This is a genomic window from Nostoc sp., assembly GCF_036916575.1.
Classification (GTDB): domain Bacteria; phylum Cyanobacteriota; class Cyanobacteriia; order Cyanobacteriales; family Nostocaceae; genus Nostoc.
The window spans coordinates 12,158-36,234 of the sequence record NZ_JBALGC010000004.1 but is presented as its reverse complement, the minus strand read 5'-3'; the positions used below and the strand labels follow the sequence as shown (position 1 = coordinate 36,234).

Sequence of the window (24,077 nt, the reverse complement as noted above, 5' to 3'; positions counted from 1 at the left end):
GCATTAAAAAATTCTGTAACTAGTTAATCTTAAGAGGAATGCCACGGGGAGGGCTTTAATGATTCATATAGACCAAAAAACTTATACAACCCAAGACGGAAACACTGTTATTGTCCTGACACCAGCAGGTCGCCTAGACATTACCACTGCTTGGCAATTTCGCCTGAAGTTACAGGAGTGTATTTCCAAACTCAGCCGCCATGTAGTTGTTAATCTGGCTCAGGTAAATTTTATTGATAGTTCCGGTCTCACGTCTTTGGTAGCTGGGATGCGTGATGCTGATAAAATCAAGGGCAGTTTCCGCATCTGCAATGTACATCCAGAAGCCAAACTCGTGTTTGAAGTTACGATGATGGATACTGTTTTTGAAATCTTTGAAACAGAAGAGGAAGCTTTAGAAGGTGTACCTCGTAGCATTGCCAGCTAAAAAAGAGTTAGGAGTTAGAAGTAGAGACGCGATTAATCACGTCTGTACAGGAGTTAATTCAAAATTCATAACTCATAACTCATAATTCATAAGTTTATCTTATTAAATACTGATTTCGCTTGGTATAGCGATAAGGCCCCATAATCGCTCCCCAAGTTGCTTTTCCAGTTGCTGGATCAATTCCTTTGTCGTAACTGTGAAATTCTGCGGCAGTGACTTCAAATCCCAATGAAACATCCACGCTATTGCCAAGATAAGTAAAGCTACAACGAGTCTGTGGTAGTGGGGTAGCGGTAAACTTATAGCGATCAGGGGCTAGTGTTTCCTGATTTACTGTTAGGATACAACCTGGTAGTAAATTTAATTGTTCGGGTGTCAGTGTGTTCAATAGAGCAGGGTTATGACCTGCGCCTCCTAATGCGCCTGGATCTTGAGGCATGTAGTATTGTACTTCCAGAGATGTATCAGAGTTGCTCCCCTGACGCAACCTGATAATTCGCTGGCGGTAAGGTTTATCTAGGTTAATAACGCTAGCTTGTTCTGCAAACAGGGTGATGCTATCTTCTGTGAAAAGATTAACTGGTCTTTGCCACAGGCAAAGGTGAACATACCAAACTGGTTCTGCTATGGCTTGTTCTCGATTATCAAATTCACCAGCTAGGTACTCACCTAAAGCAATTAACTGTGGCGAAAAGTTCATAAATGTGATAGACAAATCATTAACGATGATAATTTTTGGTTAGTTTTTTAGGGCAAAGGGTCTTACCCCCTGTAGCTACCAGCTGATAAAATACTTCTGATTTGTCTATATTGTAAATGAAACCGTCACCAGCTAAAAGCTCAACTTGGCAAAGTAGCCTTTAAGCGAGAAAATAAAGATACTTCGCCCTTAATATTTTCTTTTTCTTTGTGAATAACGCCCGTACTGTCTCTGATACAAAGCGAACTTTCTACAATCTTCACACCCGTCCGATCAACACTATTTATCGTCGGGTAGTGGAAGAATTGATGGTGGAAATGCATCTGCTGTCAGTAAATATCGATTTTAGCTACAATCCAATTTATGCCTTGGGCGTCGTCACTACTTTTGACCGCTTCATGCAAGGCTATCAACCAGAACGGGATCAAGAATCAATTTTTAACGCCTTATGTCAGGCTATAGAAGAAGATCCGCAACGCTACCGACAGGATGCCCAAAGATTGCAAACTGTAGCTAAAGGTTTGCCAGTTAAAGATTTAATTGCGTGGCTGGGTCAAACTAATTACTTAGATCGAGATGCTGACTTGCAAGTACAACTGCAAGCGATCGCCAACAATCCTAACTTTAAATACAACCGTTTGTTTGCAATTGGTGTATTTTCGTTATTAGAACAGTCAGATCCGGAATTGGTCAAAGATGAAAAGCAACTCACTGAGGCGCTGAAAGCGATCGCTGCTGGCTTGCACGTGTCCAATGACAAACTCAACAAGGATTTAGAGCTATACCGTTCTAACCTAGACAAGATGGCGCAAGCACTGGTGGTGATGGCAGATATGCTCTCAGCCGATCGCAAAAAACGCGAGCAACGTAAACAACAATCAACTGCCCCCGTTGCTCCCCCAAGTTCCAACGAATAATTAGAAGTTAGGAGTGAGGAGTTGTTAATAACTCTTAACTATTAACTCCTAACTCCTGTACAGACGCGATTAATCGCGTCTCTACTCCTAACTCTTAACTCTTAGCTTTAGACGCCCAATAATTTGTAGATTAAGCTGTTAATTAAAGTCAGCGCAAACGCCCCAATTACAGCACTCCAAATCCCGTAACGCAAGCGAAAGCCTTCTACTAGCCAAGCAGCCATACTAAAACAAACCACGGCAATCATAAATGTGAAAATGCTGGATAATAAGTCCAACGTGAGTAAATTTGGTACTGCAAAAATGAGGCTTAAAATCGGTCTGACTATTGCCGTGACGATACCAAGCACTGCGGCAGAAAGGAAGGCTTTACCAGGAGTGTCAATTTCAACTCCCAAAGGTAATTTACTAATTATCAACAGGCTGATAGCTGTTACTACCCAAACAATTAAAAGCGTTACGAGATTCATGCCACAACCCCTGAAACGTGAATGGCAATTGGTGATAAATTACTTTAGTTTATCGGTGGAAAAATCTTTAAAGCTCAACCAATTATCTATAAATTAGCAGGAAATTTTTCTCTAACCAAATTTTATTTTAGATATCTTTAGGTTTGGGAAAGAGCTTGAAGGGGAGTGGGGAGATGAAAAAGATGAGGGAGATCAGGAGATTCTAACTCTCCCTTGCTCTCCCTTGCCCTATCTCATCTTTTAAGAGGAGGTTGGGTTTGTTTGGGTGCTACAGGCGCTTGGGATGCTAGTGGGTTGGAAATACCAGGATTAATAGGACTGATGCCTTGCCCAGTTGGAGGTTGACCAGTTACTGTAGGCAAGGGTACGGAATTAGGTGCTAAGGGAAATTTCGGGCTAAGATTGCCTTTAGGATTGATACCTGGAAATGGTACGGTGGTGGGTACTGGTGCTGCACCAGGATTGATTGGAAAAGAGGGAACAGCAGGCTGGTCAAGTGAGTTTGTGGATGGTTGAGATGGGCCAGGAATAATTCCCAGAGAGACGCGATCGCCCCCTACTTGCCGCAGCAAATCTAATGTCTCAATCACATCATTGTAAGTTGCTGTCCGCGAAGCATTCAGCACGATAACAGCACTGGGGTTTGCTTGGAGATACTGTTTTAACCTCGCTCCCAAATCCTCCCGTTTTACAGCCTGTTTTTCTATGTAAGTAGTGCCAACGGCATCGATAGTTACAATCAGACTTCCACTCTGTGATGTTATTCCAGATACTGAACTGGGGCTGGCTTTGGGCAAATCAACATTTATTGCCTGTTGCCGTGTAAATTGTAAAGCCGCTAATAAAAAAAACGTCAGGATACAAAAAACAACATCAATTAAAGGGATGATTTGAATTTGGACTTCTTCAATTGGAGTATATAGATTAACTTTCATTGTCTCACTCTAAAGCCTGGTTTTGGGGTTGAATTCTTGACTATTAATTAGGTGCATTCGGGGGTTCAGGAGGTTCAGAAAACCTAGTCTTTCCTGGCTTGCGGGGTGGAGTGAAATTTTCCCGCGCAACTGTTGATGTACTATTAGTAAAATCAGGCGGGGATTGGCGGTAGAGCAATTCCATCTCATTCCCTGCCTTCCGAAAAACTTTGACTTGGTTGACTACAAAACTTTGAAATAGGCGGTAAAATACCAAACTAATGATGGCAACTATTAGCCCTGTTGCCGTAGCAATCAGGGATTCACCAATACCAGTAGTTACCCCCGCTGTAGATTCAGTTCCCAAATCGCCAATCCGAATTGCTCGCAAAGCGCGGATTAAACCCAAAACTGTGCCCAACAATCCCAGCAGTGGGGCTAGGGCAATTACGGCTTCTAAAAGTTTTTCGCCCCGCCGCATTCCAGCCAATTCATCTTCTGCTGTAGCCTCCAGTGCTAGTCGAAAGGTTTCTGCATCAGTTTTGGGAAAACGTAAGGGGGCGTAGAGAAAACGCCCGACAGGCTGATGGCTTGCTTGTCTTGCAATGTCCGCAGCTACTTGCCAATTATCTTGGGCAGCATCCAGAATGCGATCAACTATTTGCTTTTCCTGAGTCAAAATTCGCAACCAGAACCATAGACGTTCAAAAATCACACTCAAAGACAGAATCGAGAGAACTAGCAAAGGCCACATTGCTGGCCCGCCCTTATTAAACAAATCTAAAATATCCACTGTTTAAGTTTCCTCCCTCCATGACTAGAGTAAATATGCTAAGGCATTTTAATTCTAGAGATTAATGCAAAATGGGGGACTTCCAAAAAATAAATTTCTCGAAAACCTAAAAAGACAGTGCAAGCATAACGTATTTAACTTAGACTGCTGTACAAACTTGCTGCTAGGTAGGCAATTGAATGATCAACTCACTTCCTTCACCAAGAGTAGAAAAACATTCCAATTTGCCACTATTTTTTTCGGTGCTAATTTCGTAGCTGATTGCCATGCCCAAAACTGTTCCTTTACCTACAGGTTGGGTAGTGAAGAAAGGATTGAAGATGCGGTTTTTAACCTATTTTGGCATTCTCCCTGCATTATCAGCCATGCCTTCTCTACGAGACGCTACGTGTAGCAAGATTTCTGTAGGGGTACGCCAACGCAATTTCCACCGACTGCAAATTGCTCATTGAGGTGCAGATGCTGATCTGGCTAGGATTTGCTTCAATCTCCTGATGGGTGCGATTAGCGTTTACTTCGTCTAAGGCATGGATCGCATTCACCAGAATATGTTGTAGTTGTTTGAAGGAAGCAAAGTTTGAGCAATTACCCGAAACTCAATAGCACCAAAGCTCAATGCTTGCTTCAAAACGTATGTCATTACTAGTAGCGTCTTCCAGACTAACTAGGGCGGTTATTCCCACCAGGAATTTTTAGGATAATTTGTCAAAATTAAAGATAACTGGAGGTTCTAAATATGAAGTTTTCAATCCAATCACTTTATACCTGGTATCGCAATGTACTTCGTAACCCCAAGTACCGTTGGTGGGTAATTTTAGGAACATTGGTCTATTTGGTCAGCCCAATTGATATTCTCCCAGATTTTATACCCGTTGTCGGACAGATTGATGATGTTTTCCTTTTGACCCTACTAGTTGGTGAGGTATCCGGACTAGTAATTGAAGGCTGGAAAGCTCGTAAGGGTGAGGTAGGCACTGAAGCATCTAATACTAGTGAGGGTTCTACCTCGACTGCAAGCACCGTTGATGTTGATGCTGTTTCTGTTAAGTAGATTTAATAAAACCCCTGCTTTTAGAATCTGAAGTGGGGGATATTTTTTTAAACTTAAAAATCTTTCACAAATTCCGTCAAGAACCTGAATGCCTTCAAAATATAACTAGCGCAATCTCTAGGTGAGGTATTGTAAAACGATCGCCACGCACTAGCTTTATCCTCATCATAGTGATCGCTGCGATGAGTATGGTTTTCTAGCCATGCTAATCGCACTGCATGACCAATTAACACATCCAACACGATATATTCTTCGATTTGCAGGTTGGGATTATTGGCGGCGATCGCAGCTAATTCTACTAATGCTTCAATATTAACTTGGCGATATTCTGGAGCTTCGATTTTATTTAGCAAATGCTCAACTAATAGAGCAAAATTTCTTTCCCCTGCTGTCATTTCTGACAACATCACCTCACTATCTAAACGATTGCGGCGCTCTAGTTTATCGCCAATTACTAGACCTTTGCAATGTCGCATTAATAGCCAAACTTGTTTAAAAAATTCCTTGGGTACGCGCCCCGTCGCACCCTCGGCTTGGCGAAACCGCCGCCAACCACCTGGCGGAACTTCTATCCCTTCGGCGATTCCTGGTAAAACCACCCAAGCAATATCACTTTCTTTTTGCTTGACGTGCAGTGATTCTTGCTGGCGCAACAGGTTACTCATACCAGTATATCCAGTTAATACCTGACGCAAGCGCATTTTCACTTCAAAAGGTGAAAGTTGCATTAAGTAATCGTATGCTTCATCTTGAGTGACATGCAATTCTCGCGCTAGTTCGCTGGTTATCAACAGGATGAGATAGCCGACTCTCAGCGTCAGCAGTCCCTGAAATAGTTTGGATTCTGAGCGAATTAAGATGCCAAGATAGATTAGAATCTCTTGGGTTAGGACGCGATCGCGTATATCCTCACGACAAAAATGATTAATTTTATCAGCAATTTCATCGTGGGACATGGGTACAGTAATCAAGGACGCTTCACTGTAAGCTTTACCTACAGCAATTTGCTTACCCCGCACCAAAATACTCGTCACTGCATCTGATAGGCTAATATCAACCATTTGCCGTAACCCCGCAGCCCGGCGTACCACTGCCCAAATACTTAAATCTCCAGCTTTGGTGTAAACTTCATCTAGTAAATCGGCTACAGTGACAGGATATCCTGGGCCGCCATATCCCGTATCAAATTTCATTCCCTGTAAGCGAATTAAAGTTTGCAATAACTCAATTTGCTCGTAGATATTCTCTGATGAGCGCAAATAAGAAAGTAATAATCCCAAGTTAGTTTCATACTCCATTTGAAATTCTTGGGTATGTCCTAAGCGCCAGTTTTTATCAGGATGATAAGCTAAATAATAGCAACGTGGGCTAGCATTTTTGACTGGCGATCGCGAGAATTCTGCATTTGGAAGAAAATCAATTCTTTGAATTCCATCTGTCAGCATTAGCTGATTTAGACGCCCTAATTTCACCCGCACACCGTTACAAACACCATCTTTCAGTTCTTGCATCAGTTCTAGTAATGCTTCCGAACCGCTTTCTAACATAGTGTGCGTCAACATTAAAGTCAAAGTAGGACGCCCTAAATCGCTCCAATATTTTTGAATGTAAGCCAGTTCGCTTCTAATTTGATCCAGTAGAAAATGGTAATCGAGGGTTAAGTAAAACTGTTGGGAGTCTGAAAATGAAGGTAAAAATACAATTGTTTCACCGCGAATCCGAAAGATTCTAGATGTTGTTAAACTCCGCAGCCGCCGCACTGGACGCCCAGTTAAACCAAGTTTGTTGTTACGTCCAATTTGGGTATAAATAGCTGAAAATTCTTCAGCTTTTCTCACCTGAATCGGTTCTACTTGGGTGGGGGTTTGTGCTTCAATTCCGTGAACTTCTAGTTTTGTCTGTAAATCTTCATCTTCTGCTAGCAAGGCAATTTGTACCAATGCTTCGCGCTGTTTTCCCACACACAAATGTCTTCCCAAAGGGTCGATATCACCAACCGCCACTAACCCTTCACTTAACATTTGACTGAGAAGATATAAACTCTGTGCCCACACCAAGGGAATATTTTCATTGGGCAAACGTGGTTGCGTTTGGGGTGCTAACTTTTCTGCTTCTATGTTTTCTGCTGAGACATAATAAAGTTCTGGTAATAAACTCAAACCATCTTGTTCTATGAGTAACGATTCTAAAAGCTCTTGGTATTTTTTAACTTGTTCTGGCTCGCCGCGAAATAATCCATCTAGAACTAAATAAGTGAAAAATAACGGCCATTCGCATTCAATATGCTCAAATTGCTTGAGTTCCCACGGTTCGTAGTGCAAGCGATGATTATCTTCTAAAACGGTTTGGTGTCCATCACGCAAAAAGCGTTTGCAGCCGTATTTACCTGCGAGTTTATTGATAATATCGTTTAAAGTGCGATCGCGTAACTGCGAGTCTTCCACTGCAAAGGCAGGATAACTAATAATACTTAACAGCGCTGCATCAATTTCTTTGGAACCAGATTCCCTCGGTAATAAGGATTCTAAAGTAATTCGAGCGCGGGCGATTTCATCTGGTAGCACATGAATCACCGATGCTTGACTACCACGCACACCAAACAAATCCAATCCGTTAATCGCTTCTAAAGCAGCTTTTGCCATGCCTACGGAACTGGCGTTTAACTCAGCATTACCACGATTAATTTTATTACCACGTTCCCAAATGCCGTAATCTGGTGTGCGGTAAGCTCGTCCAATGTAGTAAACCAAATTTTGGACGAAATTCACTTCATCAATCGTATAAATTATTTGCAATCCCGCAGCGGTCATTTGTGCCAACATTAGTAAAAATATAGATGTGGCATCGAGTTGCAAATGTCCCCATTTGTCATCACCAACAACAATGTCGCCAGTCGCGGTATTATATTTGGCGTGCAGTCCATCCAGTAGTGACTGAGTATGTTTAAATGTCTCTACTTTATGAGCCTGTCGCATCATTGCAAAAAGCAACCCGCGCATCAGTTTGATCACACTGTGTTCTAGTTCATAGGTGCGTCCTTCATCGTCGTCAATCTTGCGGTATGCAAGTTCTAAACCCCAAACTGCCAAAATGCTGTAAACGTTGTCTCGTACCCACGCATCAGTATAATCACCGTGGGCTGTAATCGCTGTACTCGCAGGTAGTAAACCAGTAATCGGATTCTGCCGAGTCAGGATGATTGTTTTGATTTGCTGGTAGTAATACTCCAGGCGAGCTAGCAATTTGGTAGATGTTTTCATGATTTGGTTCAGAACTACTTGCAAAATTCGACCCTGTGACTGTGAAGTGAACTACCTAAACTAAGCCAGAACAAGTTCTGTAAAGGTTGATGAGACAACAGCTAAGGGTGTGTGAGTTTTTTATTATCTCCTGTTAATACGCTTCTGGGTACTAAATTTTAGCGATTCCAAACTAAAATACGATATTTGTTTATATCCTCATATTTACGCAAATTATTTTATACTTTCATTTATCTTTATTCATTCTAAAGAAGAATGGTTCTTCGGTTATTTTTTGTCATACGAAGCTGCACCTTATTGACACTCTAGTTTTGATGCCATTTTGGAATCTTCATGGCTTCTAAAATGTATTTTTTCCTATAGATATCTGATTTTATTGCTAATTTACTTTTTTATTTCAGTAATTTCCGATTGCTGATGCTCATTTACCCCCTTACTCTGCTTTTTCTGGCTCATTTCAGCGATTATTTCTATAACACCGCCAGTCAAGACACAAATGATTGCATAGCTAATTGGATAGCTAATTGTATCAGATGTGTTCCGGTCGAACCTAGCTTCAAACATTGGAAGAAAAATTTCCCGAACTGATGGTAATACAAACCAAGTTACAATAAAGGCTAGTGATGCTAAGAAATTTTTCTGTGATTTACGACTGATGTAATTACTACAGAATAGACGACAGTATAAACCAACAAAAATCGCGCAAATAAATTCTGCCCACTCAGCAGATACTGTATAGTCATGAATAATTGGATAGAAGATTGTGGGACTCATGAACATTATAGATAATCCGATAAAAGCACCGACGATAGAACCCTTTAAGGCTTGTTCAGACAACAATTTGAAAAATCTGATTATATAATTGTTCTGAGTCTGATATACATAGCGTCCAGCTTGACCAATTTGACCATTATTTTTAGTTTCGTGAGCTTCGAGGTTTTGAAAATTATTGTGTGGAGATTTATTATTCATACCCCAACTTAAAGCTGAACTTAAAACAGTTCCCAGTACCCATCGAAGCCAAAGCCTCCACTTTACCCCCTGGGAATGAAGCAAATCATACAACGCTTCCGGCAAACGAACTGCCAGCCGCTTCTGCTCGCTACCAGCCATAAAGTCCAGAAAAATGTAGTCGTACAGAAGACTATCCTCGGATGCTCTCTTAGCCAACAAACGCAGAAGCGGTAGGGCTAACTTTGAGAGGACGTTAGCGTTATTCCTGGCAATTTCCAATTGCATACCGCCAACATAACCTTGAACAGCAGTGATTAACAACGCTTCAATAGCTGAACGGATATTTTTTTCCTGTGGATGGGGAATCTCAGAAATCAGTCGTTTCCTTAGCCAGTCAGGTATATAACCTTGCCGAAACCACGGTAAGCGAGTCAGATCATTAAGATGACAAGCTTGGAGGAGGGTGCGGCCATCTTCGCTTTGGAGTGTATTGCCCAGGTATAATGTGAGATTCCAATGCAGTTCTGGAAATATAGCACAAGCACTCAGCCAGTCGTAACCAGCCTTGCCCAAATATCGGCGGAGTGATTTCAACACCTTATTGATCACTAATGACTCTGGTGGATCTCGTTGAATCCAACGGCGTGATCGCACTCTCAACTCTTCCGGAAAAGGTTCCCTAATCTTTTCTGAAGGTTCATAGGATGATTCTCCAGATTGAATGCTACGTATCAACTCCATCAAACCTTCAGGTGTGGCGGGTTGAATAATAAACTGCTGCGATAATTCCAGTTCCTGATATCCCCAGTGTTCCGAAGATTTTGGAGTCAATACAGCGCGCTCGCTCCAACTCAAAAACAAATTGCTCCAAGGTTCGAGTTCACCAGTGCGCGAACTAAATAATCCTTCAGCGACAGAGAAGATGATCAGTCGATACTCATTGTATTTTGCCGCAATTTCGTTGAGTGTGCAGGGTCTCCCTTTTCCTGTCATCGGAAAGCAGACGCGAGGATCGCCATCAAAGTAGTAGCCTGTGATGAAAACCTCATTTAGCTTCAGCCTGTTGATCATTTCCTCAACAATTCTGGCCTGGTGATCGCCGTAATTTATGCGATCAATTAGCACTAAGTATTCAGGGAAAACTTGACGATAACCATATACTGGCGTGAACAAACCCCCTAGCTGCATACTTTTTTTTAGCGTTAATACTGTATGGTTGTCCAGTCCAAGAAACTTCATCTTTGCGTGATGAAGCCAGTATAACTCGACCACTGCTGTTGCCCAATTGCGTGATCGCAGACGGTGGTAAAGGTGATTTGATTGCTCCCTTTGCTTCAGCTTGTCCACCAGCATGACAGCAATCAAGGATTACCAGTAATTTTTGTACTTGAATGGCTTGCAAATGTTGGGTGAATGTTGACCCAAGAATCGCTGTACCCTGCAAATTTCCTAGATTGTATCCGTAAGGCATTAAATAATAATCTGGTGTTTCCATTCCGTGACCGGAAAAGTAAACGATGACTGTATCATCTTTTCCAGTCACATCAGCCAACCAACTTAAAGCAGATAAGATATTTGTAGCATTTGCTTCTTCGGCAGTTAGCAAACGTACTTGCTCAGTAGGATAGGCACAACGAGATGAATTGCGTAGCAAATTAGCAACGGCAGTAGCATCATCAATTGTGACAGGCAAGTCAGCACCTACTCCGACAATAACAGCGTACCCTTGTTTAAAACTTTGGGTCATATTTATCCTTGCTCAGGCAAAATACGTTAGTATTTGAGCTATTGATACAGATTTAACATGCTATTTTCCAGAAAATTACAAAAAGTTTCGTTTATTAAGACTTGCTATCTCATCTATTAAAAATCTCAATCTAAAATAATAACGATATACGAGCACAGCTAGCAATTTAGTACAGCTTTGCATCAATTCTTAGCGAATTTCTCCATCATCTGTGCGACTGTATATGACCATCTGATGGGTTTGCCAGAATCGTTGTGACGATACCCGCTTTCCTGCACGCGCCAACCAATGGCCGTTTCTAGAAAAACCAAAAGAATTTAAAAAATTGATGGATTTGGCGAATCCCAATATTCTTAGTAGCATTGCCAGCAAGTGGATAAATCAGCCACATGAAAACGCCTGTGATACATCATGCAACTTATGTTTGCGAGATTACCAGAACCTTGCTTATCACGGGTTATTAGATTGGCGCCTGGCTTTAGATATGGCGCAATTAGTGTTATCAGCCTCATCTACAATTGATCTCAACTCTCCTTGGGGCAGTATTCAAAATCCTTGGAGTAAACTATATCAAGGTATAAATGCACCAATTTCCGCTACACTTCAACGCCTTGGTTACGGCTTACCCACTCAGTTCGGAACTCTCACTGGCTACGTACACCAAAATCAAAAGCGTCAGACAATCCTGATTTTACGCCATCCTCTGTGGCAAGATCACCATCCTGAGTGGATTGCATCGGAAGCAATCGCCAAAGCTCAAACAGATTACCGCGACTATGAAGTCAAACCTGCTAACCCATTTCTGATTCTTCGTCGTCCAGGTGACTATGCATGAAGTTGCTTGACACCAAAAACTACTTGTAATGTTGTAAATATTTTAACTCTATAAAGTTGGCGATTAAATTCGTTGATTGGGTTGACATAGCTTGTAGCAGTAGTAAAATCTACTTTAAGTTACACGGAAATTACCTGAAACTTAGGGCAATTAAGTTAGTCACTAGTGAGTAATATCACTAATACTGAATGCTAGTATTCAGTATCTACCGGAGAGCGCTATTCCGGGTTAGGATGATGACTAGCGATGCCTTGAATTAGATATCGATATTGAATTGTTGAAATTTTATGGACCATAGTCCACAAGATGGCAGTATCAACCTCCTCTGAGCTGGCGAGGAAGTCTCCCAGCACGGGGGAGACTTAGGAGATATATATCATGCTCACAGAAGATATTCGTGATTTGCTGACTGATACTACCGATTTAAACCAGTTGAAATGGGATTTAAATCGCTTACAACCTGTGGATGTGGGAGAATACATTACACAATTGCCTGAAAAACAACGGGCGATCGCCTTCCGTTTACTCAACAAAGCTCACGCAATTGATGTATTTGAATATCTGCCCACAGAGGTGCAGGAAGAACTAATTAATTCTCTGCATGATGTGCAGGTAGTACAACTTGTAGAAGAGATGAGTCCTGATGAACGCGCAGAATTGTTTGATGAACTACCCGCTGGGGTAATCAAACGGCTATTGCAGGAACTGAGTCCAGAACAAAGGCAAGCAACAGCAACGATTCTCGGCTATCCAGAAGGCACTGCTGGGCGGGTGATGACAACCGAATATGTTCGGTTGCGGCAAGGATTGACTGTAGGCGAAGCCTTGAGCAAAATCCGTCGTCAGGACGAAGACAAAGAGTCGATTTACTACGCCTACGTCACAGATGATAACCGAACACTGGTGAGAGTAGTTTCACTGCGCCAGTTGCTGTTTACCTTTCCTGATGTTTTCATCAAGGATATTTCTAGTGATCGCGTCATTAAGGTTAGAACTGAAACTCCTCAAGAAGAAGTGGCGCGAATCATGCAGCGCTACGACTTAATCGCTATCCCCGTAGTTGACCGAGAAGACCGATTGGTCGGCATTGTCACTATTGACGATGTGATGGATATTTTGGAAGAGGAAGCCACAGAAGATATCCAAAAACTGGCGGGTGTGGGTGGTGATGAAGCAGCTTTATCCTCTCCCCTACTCACCATCCGCAACCGCTTGCCTTGGCTGTTGGGCATCATGGCACTGTATATTGGTGCAGCTAGTGCGATCGCACCTTTTCAATCTGTAATTGCCGCAGTGCCAGTTCTAGCAGTAATCATGCCAATTTTTTCTAATACTGGTGGTACTGTTGGTATTCAATCATTAACGGTGACAATCCGCGGCTTGGGAGTAGGCGAGGTAACACCCAAAGATACTCTGAAAATTCTCCGCAAAGAACTTTTAGCTGGTTTAGCCACAGCCCTAGTTTTAGCCACGACAATGATCCTGCTTTCTTTAATTTGGGCGCGACCCCAAGAGCGATGGGTAGCTTTAATTGCCGGAATCGTAATGGCAACTAATACAATTGTGGCTGTTACACTCGGTACTTTACTACCAATGGCTTTGAAACGACTGAAGCTTGACCCGGCCCTAGTTAGCGGGCCGTTGGTGACTACAATGCTAGATACTATTGGGTTTTTAACGTTCCTTACCCTGATTTCCTTTGCTTTGCAGGTGTTACATTTACCAAGTTAATGGACGTATGAAAGACCAAGAAAATCTAAAGTATCCTAACGTTTTGAAGCACATTCAGGCAGAGTCTGAAGCCCTAAATTTTCGTATGGCTTCAGACTCACTAACAGGTTCTTTTCTAAGAACACTTGCTGCAAGCAAACCTGCTAGTATGTTTCTTGAATTGGGCACAGGAACTGGTATATCTGCTGCTTGGCTTTTGAACGGTATGGATCAGAAATCCAAGCTGATCTCAGTTGACCAAGATGACAAAGTAATAGCTGTTGCTAAAAAGTATTTAGGTCAGGATCGGAGAGTGGTTTTTCATACAGAGGACGCGACAATTTTTTTAGGTAAAATAGCTGCTCAAAGGTTTGATTTTATATTCGCTGATGCATGGGTAGGAAAATATAGCTGCCTTGAGGATACGCTCAATTTGCTTAAGTTGGGTGGTTTGTACGTTATTGATGATATGTTGCCTCAAGCCATATGGTCTGAGGATCAGGCTTCAAAAGCTAGCCAGCTCATTTCAAGCTTAGAATGCAGGAGCGATTTGACGCTTTCAAAAATTAACTGGTCTACAGGGTTAGTAATTGCAGCGAAAGTTAGAGGGTAGACAGCGGCAGGATTGCCAGGAGAGCGATTTTTTTCGGGGAGATAGATAACAATTAAGTGATTTATGTAATACCTTATCCAATTGACAAGCGCTATATAAATTCTTGATGCTAGAAACAACAAGTAGGTAATTTGATATAAGACAGGTGATATCATTTCCTCTGCATATGTAAATTAAAAAGCTGTAGAGACGCGATCGCTCTCTATGCAGGAAACTGATTGCTATTTATGCCTACTACCACCTGGAATCGTCATCACATTCTTTCTCTAGCTGACTTCACTACCACTGAATACGATACAGTTTTGCAAACTGCGGCCTCTTTTCAAGAGGTGCTATCACGGCGGACGAAGAAAGTGCCAACCTTGCAGGGACAAGTGGTGGCGAATTTATTTTTTGAACCCTCTACCCGGACTCGCAGCAGTTTTGAAATCGCTGCCAAACGTTTAAGTGCAGATACGCTGAACTTCGCCGCAGCCACTTCCTCTATGACTAAGGGAGAAACAATTCTCGACACGGCGAAGACCTATTTGGCTATGGGAACTGATATTATGGTAGTCCGCCATCGAGAGGCAGGAGTACCAAATGCGATCGCGGCTGAAATGGATCGTTTAGGTGTACGAGTTAGCGTCCTCAATGCTGGTGATGGTCAACATGAGCATCCTTCCCAAGCCCTGCTAGATTTATTTACCATTTGTACTTTAATTGACCCAGATCACCCCCGACTTAAACTTTTAAAGGGTAAAAAGATTGCTATTGTTGGGGATATTCTCCATTCTCGCGTGGCGCGATCAAATATCTGGAGTTTAATTGCCAGTGGTGCCGAAGTGCATCTGGCAGCACCACCCACCCTCTTACCCAAGTTATTTGCCGAGTTTATCTTGGAATCAGGAATCAGGAGTCAGGAGTTTATTATCTCTTCATCCCCCTTATCCCCCTCATTTTCCACTTCCCCAAATCAACAACTTTTTCTACATTGGCAGCTAGAACCAGCTTTGCAGAATGCCGATTTTGTCATGACTTTGCGCCTGCAAAAGGAACGCATGACGGCTCATTTGCTGCCAAGTTTGCGAGAATATCATCAGCTATTTGGCATTACACGCACAAAGCTGCAACTTTGTAAAGCTAACGTCAAAGTTTTGCATCCAGGCCCAGTCAACCGTGGTGTTGAAATTAGTTCTGAATTGATGGATGACCCAGAATTTAGTCTCATTCAATCGCAAGTTACCAGCGGTGTCGCCGTTCGCATGGCCTTGCTGTATTTGTTAGGTAGCGGCAAGGCTTAATTGGTATCCTTAGGTTGAGTACAAAAGTCAAAATGAAAAAAGAGCGCGATCAGGTAGAGCAAGTCTTTAACCTGTGATGCTGCTATTGACAAATTAGTTATTTCTATTATTCTAGAAATATGGATAATAAAGAAACGGCCCGGTATGCAGACATTTTTGCAGCATTAGGGTCGGAGCCTCGGCTGGAAATTATGCGACTGCTATTTGCGGCTTATCCAGACGGGATGACCGTAGGAGAAATTCAAGAAAAGCTAAAAATCCCGAACTCAACGCTATCACACCATTTGGAGAAGCTACGGATTGAAGAGTTAGTCAATAGCCGAAGAGAGAAGCAATTTCTGTGGTACTCAGCAAATGCTAAGACGATGGAGAATTTGCTGTCTTTTTTAACTACAGGGAAAAATAAATGCGATCGCATTATTGAGCCAGTCAACAATATATCAAAACAGGAAGGGTTTATGTTTGAAACATTTTTTGAGTCTATTTTTGACAAACTTTTTGGGTTTATGTCTACCAGATTTCACCTTAGAGGTTTTGAAAGATTTACTCAAACAGCTGTTACAGCCATCTCTATTGCTCAAGGTGAATCTCGCCGCTTGGGACATCAATATATTGGTACAGAACAGATTTTGCTGGGATTGCTTGGCGAAGGTAGCGGTTTGGGATCGCAGTTTCTCACCTCTGTAGGGGTAAATTTGGAAAATGCACAGATAGAGGTAGAAAAAATTATTGGCAAAGGTAAGGGTAATACACCTTTAGATATTCCTTTCACACCCAGAGCCAAGCAGGCATTAGAACTATCGGTAGAACAATCAGGGCAACTTGGTGTTAACTATGTTGGCACAGAGCATCTGCTGTTAGGTATTCTTTGCGAAGCTGCAATAGGTAGAGGACAGGGAGTAGCAATTAGGGTTCTGCAAAATCTTGGGGTAGACTTGGTTTCATTAGAACAACGACTGCGAAGACCTTTGACTTAAGATGATCAACCGTTTCTACATATATAGAGACGCGATATTTTACGTCTCTATATACGTAAAATTAATACTAATAATCTTTTAATTTTAGTCCGATCGGACTACCTTACAGAAAAATACCTAGTCTCATAGAAATTATGTATTCCTCCGATCGCATGAGGACAGAATCCTGTAATCTTGCCACACTGGTAGCGTAGAAGTTAAGAGTTTAAAGACTTCTAGAAGTGTCGGAGGTAAATATGAAACGAATTTTTTTGACGGCAGCAGCCATACTCAGCACGCTATCTTTAGCTGCTCCCATTCCCGTCAAAGCAGAAAACTCCGCCCCTGTCCGGCGTTTGCTGGAAACTAGAGCATGTTTGGGATGTAATTTAGCAGGTGCAAACCTCAAAGGCGCTCATCTGATAGGTGTTGACCTGAGAAATGCAAATTTAAAAGGAGCTAATCTCGAAGGTGCTAACTTAGAAGGTGCCGATTTAACTGGTGCTAATTTGAAGTCTGCTAATCTCAAAGAAGCATTCGTCAGCGATACTATCTTAAATAAAGCCAATCTCACCAACGTTAATTTGAGTAATTCCCGTTTATATAATACTGACGTAGATGGCGCTGTTTTAGCTAATATTGATTTAAGCGGTGCTAAAGTATTTAATACTGCCATTAGCGTCGGTGGTGAATACTAATGATGAGTTACGACTTTAAAGTGATGAGTTAAGAGTTACTATTTAACTCCTAACTCTGCACTTGGTAAGTTTTATTCACCGGTAATCGACAGTTCACTAACCCATATTTTCGGGCAAACTCCACCTGGCGTTAGCTTTGGCTCTTTTTCTACATAAATAATTGACTTTAAGAGTTCCAAGAAATCGCCAGCAACAGTTGCTGACTCAATACTTGTCTTGACACCCTTATTAACTAGCCAACCATCAAACGGCAAAGAAAAAGAACCTTGCAAGGATTTAACTCCTGCATGAAGAGCTTGTAAATCATCGATAAAAATCACATTTTCAGCCGTTTCTAAGCTCAACTCTTCTTCAGGAGTTGCTGTTGTAAAAACGTGATAAAAATTGGGACTAACGCTGACTTTTGCACCAATACTTGCATTACCTGTTGGCTGGGTATTTAACCTTTTAGCAGTGCCTGCACTGTGGAGAAAGCTTGTTAAAACACCATTTTCAATCAGCGAAATCTGACGAGTAGGAGTTCCTTCACCATCAAAACTCTCTGCACCAACGTTAGCTGAGTGAAGTGCATCATCAAAAACCGAAAGTAGAGGAGAAGCAATTTGCTTACCTAAATCATCAGGAGTAGATAGGCTTTGATTATCCAAAATACTTTGGGCATTAAACAAGTTAGAAAAAGCACCCAACAGACTTAAAAAAGCTTCCGGTGAAAAAACAACTTGATATTTACCAGTTTTTATTTTTTCATAGTTCAAGTGACTGATAGTTTTATCTGCGGTTTCTTTGATGCAACCATTGATGTCTAGATTATCTAAACTTTGGTTAATTCTAAAAGCACCTGCACTGCGAGGTTTTTTTCCATCTTCCTCAGTTTTGCTGTAAAGATAAACTGATGCTAACGAGTGAGATTCAGTTCTAACTGCACCGTCGCTATTTAGATAAAACCTGTCAATATCTCTTTGCGATAACCCATTATAAGGCACACCTTTAATTGCTGGATGGGCTGCTAGTAATTCTTTTTCAGCTACCAACAATCTTTCTATAAGTTCAGCAACAGGTGCTTGGGGTGTCTTATCGTGAGCTTTATCTGGAATAGGGACAGTAGCCTCTGGACTAAAATCAGGAACATTTTCTTTAACACCAAAGAAACTGGCTTCGTAGGCAGTTTTCAAAGCTAATTCTAATCCCTTGGGATCTACATCTGTAGTACTGGTGACACCCATTGTATTATCTTCATTCCAGACACGAACAGTAACACCAGAGCGATTTGAGGCTTTGACTTGTTTTGGCTCACCTTGGTCTACTTGCACACTAGTGTCATCTACTGTTGAGCCATAAATGTCGAATTTCTTAATGCCAAGCTTATTAGCATTGTCCTTAGCAAAATTTGCAATTTCATTGATATTGGGCATAGTCAATTTTTAATTTGAGATTTTCTCACTCCCTGCTTCAGTTTGGGAGTGTAATAGTAAAGAGCTTCTGCCTCCTAAATAAAATAGTGGCAGAGCCACAAAGAAGGCGTTTCCAGGTGTAATCTGGCAACGAGTTGACGAGGTTATCGTCCACCTACAGTAATAGAATCAACCTTGATGTGGGGTTGTCCTACTGTGGTGTAAATACTGCCGCTGACAGAACCACAAAAACCTGGTGCAATTTCCAAATCTTGAGAACACATGGAAATTTTATTCATAATTTCCTTGGCTTCACCGATAAGAATTGCTCCTTTTAACGGTTTGGTGATTTTGCCATTTTCAATCAAATAAGCTTCATCAACACCAAAGTTAAATTGACCTGTAGCACCAACGCTACCACCACCCATCTTTTTACAGTAAATACCTTTATCAACAGAGGCAAATAAATCATCACTGGTGTATTCGCCAGAATCAATATAAGTATTACGCATCCGGCTAGCAGCGGCAAAGGTATAATTTTGGCGGCGTCCACTTCCAGTTCTAGGGTGTCCGGTGCGTGCAGAACCTGTTCTATCTACTAAGAAGTTTTTGAGAACGCCTTTTTCAATTAATAGGGTTCTTTGAGCCGGCATACCTTCGTCATCCATGTCAATTGTCCCGAAGGCATTTTCAGAACGCCCTTCATCCCAAGCTGTTAAACTTTCGTGGGCAATTTTTTCGCCTTTTTTGTCAGCAAAGGGAGTGGTATTGCGTTCAATTTGAGTGGTTTCTAGCAGGTGTCCGCAAGCTTCGTGGAAGATTACGCCGCCAAAGTGATTGGCCATAATGATGGGGTAAGTGCCCGATTCCACGTAATCTGCGTAAAGCATTTTTCCAGCAGATTCTGCTATTTTCTCAGCAGCTTGTTGAGAATCCCAAGTTCTTAAGAAGTTGGCATCGCTAGTATTACCAGCGCGATCGCCAATTGAGGCGCGATTAGCACCATCAGCACATAAAAGGTTAAATCCTACTGACTGGGTGAGGCGGATGTCACGGGCAAAAGTACCATCACTGGCAGCGATTAAAACTTCTTGCCAATCCCGAAAATAGGTAGCACGACGCGATTGGACGTGGCTAGCTTTTTGCTTCAAGTGGGCAGTACCATCAAGCAGGACTTCTCCCATTTCTCGGATGGAGCTACACACTGGTAGCCAAGCATCTTTACCTCTTTTGGTGGCGTAATCTCTCAATAATTCCAGGTTGATTTCTGGGATGAAAGCTTTAGCAGTAGGTAATTGCAATCCCAGGATAGAAAGACCTTTTTCTAAAGCTGCTTTCAAACCGGAAAACGAAAGGTCATTGGTGCTGACATAACAGTCAGCTTTGCCGCGAAATACTCTAACTCCCGCGCCTGTAGACAGACTGGGTGAAATACTGGTGATGGCGTCATCTTCTGCAAGAGAACTAATATAGTTGCGACGCTCTAAAAATAACTCGATAAAGTCAGCACCAGCGGCGCGTCCTAGTCCCAGAAGGGTAGCCAGGGGGGCTTCCCAGGTTTCATCGAAACGCTCTGGTGTGGAGGAATATTGTAAGGTGGGAAGTTGATTCGAGAGAAGTAGCGTACTTGTAAGCATGGGTAGCCTCGTCTGCTGGCGTAATTCAGAGATTTGACTGAAAAATCCTGGTGTGTTCAGTCTAACAAATGAGTGAAAGCCACAGTCGGCAGAAAGGCAGTAGAGGTTTCCTCACCTTGGAAACGCGTTGCATAGTTGCACCCTGGTAATAAATGAAGAGAATGTTTAGAGAATCAGTTGCAATACTGGGTGTAATGTTTTAAACGCCAAGAATTAGCAAACCAGAAAGTTAAAACATTCATACATAATTGGAAGGTAGTCTTAGACTGTCTTCCAATTTATTAAAGTATAAAGAGCAAAATTCACATATATTGGTCAAAGCAGCAATTTCATCAAACTTATTTTTGATTTCTGCCTTGCTCATCCTTAGAATGACACCGTTGATAAGTTACCATTTTTTCATCAAGTTAATTTTTGGTGAAAGCCTATTCCTTCTCAGGTTTATTTACGATTTGCCATTTTAAGTGGAATTTTTGTTGTTTCTTGCTCCGTGAAAGTATCACCTAAATTGGAAGTTTGTCCTGTCGATGAAAAGTTCTTAAACAAGACGTTTAAAGTTCGAGTAATAGTTTTAATAATTTTCATCTTGCTAGCAGTCGGCTTTTGATCGTATCTCAAAACCATTGGAATTTCTACGATTTTTGGTTTGAGTACTTTGGCTTTCAATAGTAAATCTATCATGCAAGCAAATCCACTTTCAGTGAATAAACTCTCCCCATAATACAAATCCAGTTTACTAACTAAATTACGGTTATACAACCTGTAACCACAAGTGTAGTCTCTTACACCCGGTACACTGGCTGCAATTCTAAAAAGCCAGCTGGCTCCGTAACTCATCAGCTCTCTAAATTTTGATAAGCCTATGACTTTAGAGCCTTTTCGATATCTAGATGCGATCGCAATATCATAGCTACCAGCTATCATAGTGTCATACATCTTTATTAACAGTTCTGGTGGTTGAGTATTGTCGCAATCCATAGCAGCTAAAAAATCGCCTTCTTTAGAAATTTCTAAGAAAGTCATGAAACCTGTTTTGATTGCTTGACCTAAACCAGCATTTTTGGGATGTTGTACTAATTTCAGTAATATACCCAGTGATTGAGATTCATCTAAAGCAGTCTGAGCAGTTGTATCACTACTGCCATCATCAACAAGAATCAGTTGTATCTCCATATTAGAGATTTGCTGCAATATTTGAAACTTTTTGAACAAGGGGCGAATTGATTCTTGCTCGTTGTATGCAGGTAAAAGAACAAAAAGACTCATAAGGACCTCGTATTATTTTTAAAATAAAATACCATTACTCAAATTTCAAAAATTCAATAATGTTGATTTTTGGAGAAATTCATCGACGTGTCGGACAACTGCGTTGTTGTTGACGCTATCATTGACCAACTGTGAGGTATTAACGACGAAAAAATCATCGTTTTCAGTACTCACTTTTGGAACAAGACTTGAATAATCTAAAACTTGTAGTGGCTGTACTTTAATAGCTCGATTAATATGTGCTGCCACAATGTCATCTGCTTTGAGTTCTGGGAACATCAAACGTATACCCTGGAAAAATACTTGGCGCAATTCATCATCGGGCTGTTTTAACAGCGGGTCAGTGGAAAGTATATATTTTGGTAGGAATGTCATGTGATATCCTGCCGTTTCCTGTAAGGAAACTAAGTTACTCATACCGATGACTCCAGTAAAGGGAACATTTCTATCGGCAATATTTACTACGTAATAAGGAACTAGAGCCTTGCGAGTAATAAGTACCATGCAGATTACACCCAGGTATTCTACTGTTTCACCAGTGTCTGAAACTTTCACCAGTTCATTGGCAGCGACCTGTTGCAGAATATTAACTGGACCAGTAAAAATTACTTTATCAAAATGTTCCTTTTTACCCTGATATTCTACCCACATTCCACCCCCTGGATGAGGTGCAATATATTCCACTGCAACACCTGTGTGGACATGACCTCCAGCCGCGTAAATTAATTTTTCTATATGGTCAAAAACAGTTTTGTAACCACCTGAGACATAACCAAGTTGTTCTTTATTTAATGAAGAATCCCGCGCTGAAAATAGTCGTTTGATATAAGCCCAGATAAAAACTGCTGAGATTCGCTTATAGTTATCTCCTAATTTGGATAATAGTAAGGGTTTCCAGAGCTTTTCGTATGTGTTTTTTCCAGCGAGTTTCAATAGCCAATCTTCAACTAAAATCTTCTCTAAGCGCCGCCAGTTATTAAGGCGTGAACCATACAGGAGAGTAAAAGCTAATCTGATTTTACCTATAATTCCAAATAAAGGAAAGCGCAGAAATTCTATAGTGTTACTAATAGAATAAAATTTTTGATTGTCGTAGAAACCTGTTAAACTTCGATGCCAACGCAGTTTGTCTCCAAGACCAATATCTCTGAGAAAATTTATTAGGTGAGTATCAGAAGGTAGAATAACGTGATAAAAGCGATCCCAGGTAAATAACCCGTAATCATGATAGGTGGTAAGTCCACCAAGCTGCTTACTGCTATCGAAGACAGTGACTGTATGTCCTTGATGTGAAAGACGTTGAGCTAATACTAGCCCAGTTATACCTGCGCCAATGATACCTATATTCATAAATTTAGATTTTTGTACGGATGTCTTTGAGATGAGATTTATCTTCAGAGGCTTTTAATATTAATAACCTCAACCTCAATAATTGCCTTTTGAGCTATTAATGTACAACCATAACTACACCAGTTATGATAATGGAAATTCCTAACCACTGGCTAAATAGAACCTGCTCTTTTAGAAGATGGTGAGAAGCGATCGGTATAAGTGCATACATTAATCCTAGAACTGGAAATGCTTGACTCAGAGGAATTATCCGCAATACATAAAGCCACAATATAGTCATAAATATATAGCAGATAAACCAAATCAAAAAATAACGAGAGAATAACAGATTTCGGATAGATGCATTTACTCCCTTAGTAGGGCTAGAAATGTAAAGTCCATACTTTAGTGATAGGTTAGCTGCTGTTCCAAATAAAACTACAAGCATTAAAATTAGCCAAGTAATGATGTTCATTTCCAATGTTTTTTGTAAAATTTACTAGAGATTTATATAGATTTTTTAAGTGGAATAGCCACTAAAAGAACACCCAGAAAAATCGTGATTACTCCTGCTATTCGAGTTAGTGTAATCACTTCATTAAAAAAGTAGTATGAACCGAAAAGTATACCGACATAATTTAAACTAGTCAGGGGATAAGCAATACTCAATTTCACAGAGCGCAGAGCTAATATCCAATTTGCTATTCCCAAGCAATAAACACTAACAGCTAATACTAATTGTTCAATAAATACCCAAGTAAATAGTCCTTCATTTGTATTACTCATGGTATGCTTCATCAGCAATTGCCCAGAAATACTAAATAAAATACTGATAAATAAGATGATATAAGGAATTATTTGAAAGTTTGAAATTTGCGAGATAGATTTCATAGTACATTTGCCTCAATCGAGATAGGAGGTATGAAGCAGACAGTAAATAGCCTTTGTTTTAAACGTTTCAGATTTCGGTCACACCTTTTGTGCAATTCAACCTCCACTTCAGTAAATACACAACAAAATTAGGAAGGCTATGTTAAAGGGATTGATATCAAAATGACCGTTGAAGCTGATGTCCTAAAGCTAGCAACTAAATACTATGCAACTTGCAGGTTGGTTACTGGTTTAT

The 24,077-nt window shown here is 41.1% G+C and carries 22 protein-coding genes and 2 pseudogenes; 11 read left to right on the top strand and 13 right to left on the bottom strand.

The annotated features are described in order from the left end of the window. The first annotated feature begins 58 nt into the window (after positions 1–58). The gene (locus V7L29_RS01255) at positions 59–427 is read left to right on the top strand and encodes an STAS domain-containing protein (RefSeq protein WP_334691009.1); all 369 of its coding nucleotides are present in this window, start codon (positions 59–61) and stop codon (positions 425–427) included. A gap of 94 nt (positions 428–521) precedes the next feature. Here the strand turns inward: V7L29_RS01255 and V7L29_RS01250 are convergent, their stop codons facing one another. Beyond that, the gene (locus tag V7L29_RS01250; protein WP_334734281.1) at positions 522–1,127 is read right to left on the bottom strand and encodes a chromophore lyase CpcT/CpeT; all 606 of its coding nucleotides are present in this window, start codon (positions 1,125–1,127) and stop codon (positions 522–524) included. Positions 1,128–1,336: 209 nt separating this feature from the next. On the opposite strand from V7L29_RS01250, the gene psb29 reads away from it, so the two are divergent. Then, the gene (gene psb29 / locus V7L29_RS01245; protein WP_334734280.1) at positions 1,337–2,044 is read left to right on the top strand and encodes a photosystem II biogenesis protein Psp29; all 708 of its coding nucleotides are present in this window, start codon (positions 1,337–1,339) and stop codon (positions 2,042–2,044) included. A gap of 107 nt (positions 2,045–2,151) precedes the next feature. Here the strand turns inward: psb29 and V7L29_RS01240 are convergent, their stop codons facing one another. The 3 genes from V7L29_RS01240 to V7L29_RS01230 all read right to left on the bottom strand — a co-directional run bounded on the left by V7L29_RS01240 (position 2,152) and on the right by V7L29_RS01230 (position 4,221). Then, entirely contained in the window at positions 2,152–2,514 is a 363-nt protein-coding gene (locus V7L29_RS01240; protein ID WP_334734279.1) for a phage holin family protein, read from the bottom strand. Between the two features lie 233 nt (positions 2,515–2,747). Beyond that, positions 2,748–3,449, bottom strand: coding sequence for an ExbD/TolR family protein (locus V7L29_RS01235; RefSeq protein WP_334734278.1), 702 nt, complete (start codon positions 3,447–3,449; stop codon positions 2,748–2,750). A gap of 43 nt (positions 3,450–3,492) precedes the next feature. Beyond that, positions 3,493–4,221: a MotA/TolQ/ExbB proton channel family protein gene (locus V7L29_RS01230; protein ID WP_334691004.1), complete on the bottom strand. Its 729-nt coding sequence runs from the start codon at positions 4,219–4,221 to the stop codon at positions 3,493–3,495. 266 nt (positions 4,222–4,487) lie between these two features. Between V7L29_RS01230 and V7L29_RS01225 the strand changes: the two genes are divergently transcribed. Further along, a complete protein-coding gene (locus tag V7L29_RS01225) occupies positions 4,488–4,673 on the top strand; it encodes a hypothetical protein (RefSeq protein ID WP_334691003.1) in 186 nt (61 codons plus the stop codon). Between the two features lie 284 nt (positions 4,674–4,957). Then, positions 4,958–5,272, top strand: a complete 315-nt coding sequence (locus tag V7L29_RS01220) for a YkvA family protein (RefSeq protein ID WP_334691002.1) — start codon at positions 4,958–4,960, stop codon at positions 5,270–5,272. A gap of 53 nt (positions 5,273–5,325) precedes the next feature. Here the strand turns inward: V7L29_RS01220 and V7L29_RS01215 are convergent, their stop codons facing one another. The 3 genes from V7L29_RS01215 to V7L29_RS01205 form a co-directional block, all read right to left on the bottom strand. Next, positions 5,326–8,532 carry a glycoside hydrolase family 15 protein gene (locus V7L29_RS01215; protein WP_334734277.1) on the bottom strand — a complete coding sequence of 1,069 codons (3,207 nt, stop codon included), beginning with the start codon at positions 8,530–8,532 and terminating at the stop codon, positions 5,326–5,328. 384 nt (positions 8,533–8,916) lie between these two features. Further along, positions 8,917–10,674: a hypothetical protein gene (locus tag V7L29_RS01210; RefSeq protein WP_334734276.1), complete on the bottom strand. Its 1,758-nt coding sequence runs from the start codon at positions 10,672–10,674 to the stop codon at positions 8,917–8,919. Continuing rightward, the gene (locus V7L29_RS01205; RefSeq protein ID WP_334734275.1) at positions 10,619–11,233 is read right to left on the bottom strand and encodes a caspase family protein; all 615 of its coding nucleotides are present in this window, start codon (positions 11,231–11,233) and stop codon (positions 10,619–10,621) included. Before V7L29_RS01205 ends, V7L29_RS01210 begins: the two co-directional genes overlap by 56 nt. Before the next feature lie 328 nt (positions 11,234–11,561). Here V7L29_RS01205 and V7L29_RS01200 point away from each other — a divergent pair, with 328 nt between their 5' ends. From V7L29_RS01200 to V7L29_RS01170, 7 genes and pseudogenes are all read left to right on the top strand, one after another. After that, the gene (locus tag V7L29_RS01200; protein ID WP_334734274.1) at positions 11,562–12,068 is read left to right on the top strand and encodes a hypothetical protein; all 507 of its coding nucleotides are present in this window, start codon (positions 11,562–11,564) and stop codon (positions 12,066–12,068) included. A gap of 378 nt (positions 12,069–12,446) precedes the next feature. Then, positions 12,447–13,799 carry a magnesium transporter gene (mgtE, locus tag V7L29_RS01195; protein WP_334690993.1) on the top strand — a complete coding sequence of 451 codons (1,353 nt, stop codon included), beginning with the start codon at positions 12,447–12,449 and terminating at the stop codon, positions 13,797–13,799. A gap of 7 nt (positions 13,800–13,806) precedes the next feature. After that, positions 13,807–14,391, top strand: coding sequence for an O-methyltransferase (locus tag V7L29_RS01190; RefSeq protein ID WP_334690992.1), 585 nt, complete (start codon positions 13,807–13,809; stop codon positions 14,389–14,391). Positions 14,392–14,618: 227 nt separating this feature from the next. After that, a complete protein-coding gene (locus V7L29_RS01185) occupies positions 14,619–15,674 on the top strand; it encodes an aspartate carbamoyltransferase catalytic subunit (protein ID WP_334734273.1) in 1,056 nt (351 codons plus the stop codon). Between the two features lie 119 nt (positions 15,675–15,793). Next, positions 15,794–16,039, top strand: a pseudogene (locus V7L29_RS01180) (ArsR/SmtB family transcription factor); the annotation flags it as partial. 141 nt (positions 16,040–16,180) lie between these two features. Beyond that, positions 16,181–16,645 (top strand): annotated as a pseudogene (locus tag V7L29_RS01175) (Clp protease N-terminal domain-containing protein); the annotation flags it as partial. Positions 16,646–16,887: 242 nt separating this feature from the next. Then, positions 16,888–17,328, top strand: coding sequence for a pentapeptide repeat-containing protein (locus tag V7L29_RS01170; protein ID WP_334734272.1), 441 nt, complete (start codon positions 16,888–16,890; stop codon positions 17,326–17,328). A 71-nt stretch (positions 17,329–17,399) separates the two neighbouring features. Here V7L29_RS01170 and V7L29_RS01165 read toward each other — a convergent pair whose 3' ends face one another. From V7L29_RS01165 to V7L29_RS01140, 6 genes are all read right to left on the bottom strand, one after another. Continuing rightward, on the bottom strand, positions 17,400–18,740 hold the full coding sequence (locus V7L29_RS01165) for a TldD/PmbA family protein (RefSeq protein WP_334734271.1): 1,341 nt from the start codon (positions 18,738–18,740) through the stop codon (positions 17,400–17,402). A 143-nt stretch (positions 18,741–18,883) separates the two neighbouring features. Then, positions 18,884–20,356: a TldD/PmbA family protein gene (locus V7L29_RS01160; protein ID WP_334734270.1), complete on the bottom strand. Its 1,473-nt coding sequence runs from the start codon at positions 20,354–20,356 to the stop codon at positions 18,884–18,886. A 441-nt stretch (positions 20,357–20,797) separates the two neighbouring features. Beyond that, a complete protein-coding gene (locus V7L29_RS01155) occupies positions 20,798–21,622 on the bottom strand; it encodes a glycosyltransferase family 2 protein (RefSeq protein WP_334734269.1) in 825 nt (274 codons plus the stop codon). A gap of 45 nt (positions 21,623–21,667) precedes the next feature. Next, entirely contained in the window at positions 21,668–22,972 is a 1,305-nt protein-coding gene (locus V7L29_RS01150) for an NAD(P)/FAD-dependent oxidoreductase (protein ID WP_334734268.1), read from the bottom strand. Between the two features lie 97 nt (positions 22,973–23,069). Beyond that, complete coding sequence (locus tag V7L29_RS01145; protein WP_334690985.1) at positions 23,070–23,426, bottom strand: EamA family transporter; 357 nt, start codon at positions 23,424–23,426, stop codon at positions 23,070–23,072. A gap of 32 nt (positions 23,427–23,458) precedes the next feature. Next, a complete protein-coding gene (locus V7L29_RS01140; RefSeq protein ID WP_334690984.1) occupies positions 23,459–23,842 on the bottom strand; it encodes an EamA family transporter in 384 nt (127 codons plus the stop codon). Positions 23,843–24,077 lie beyond the last annotated feature (235 nt).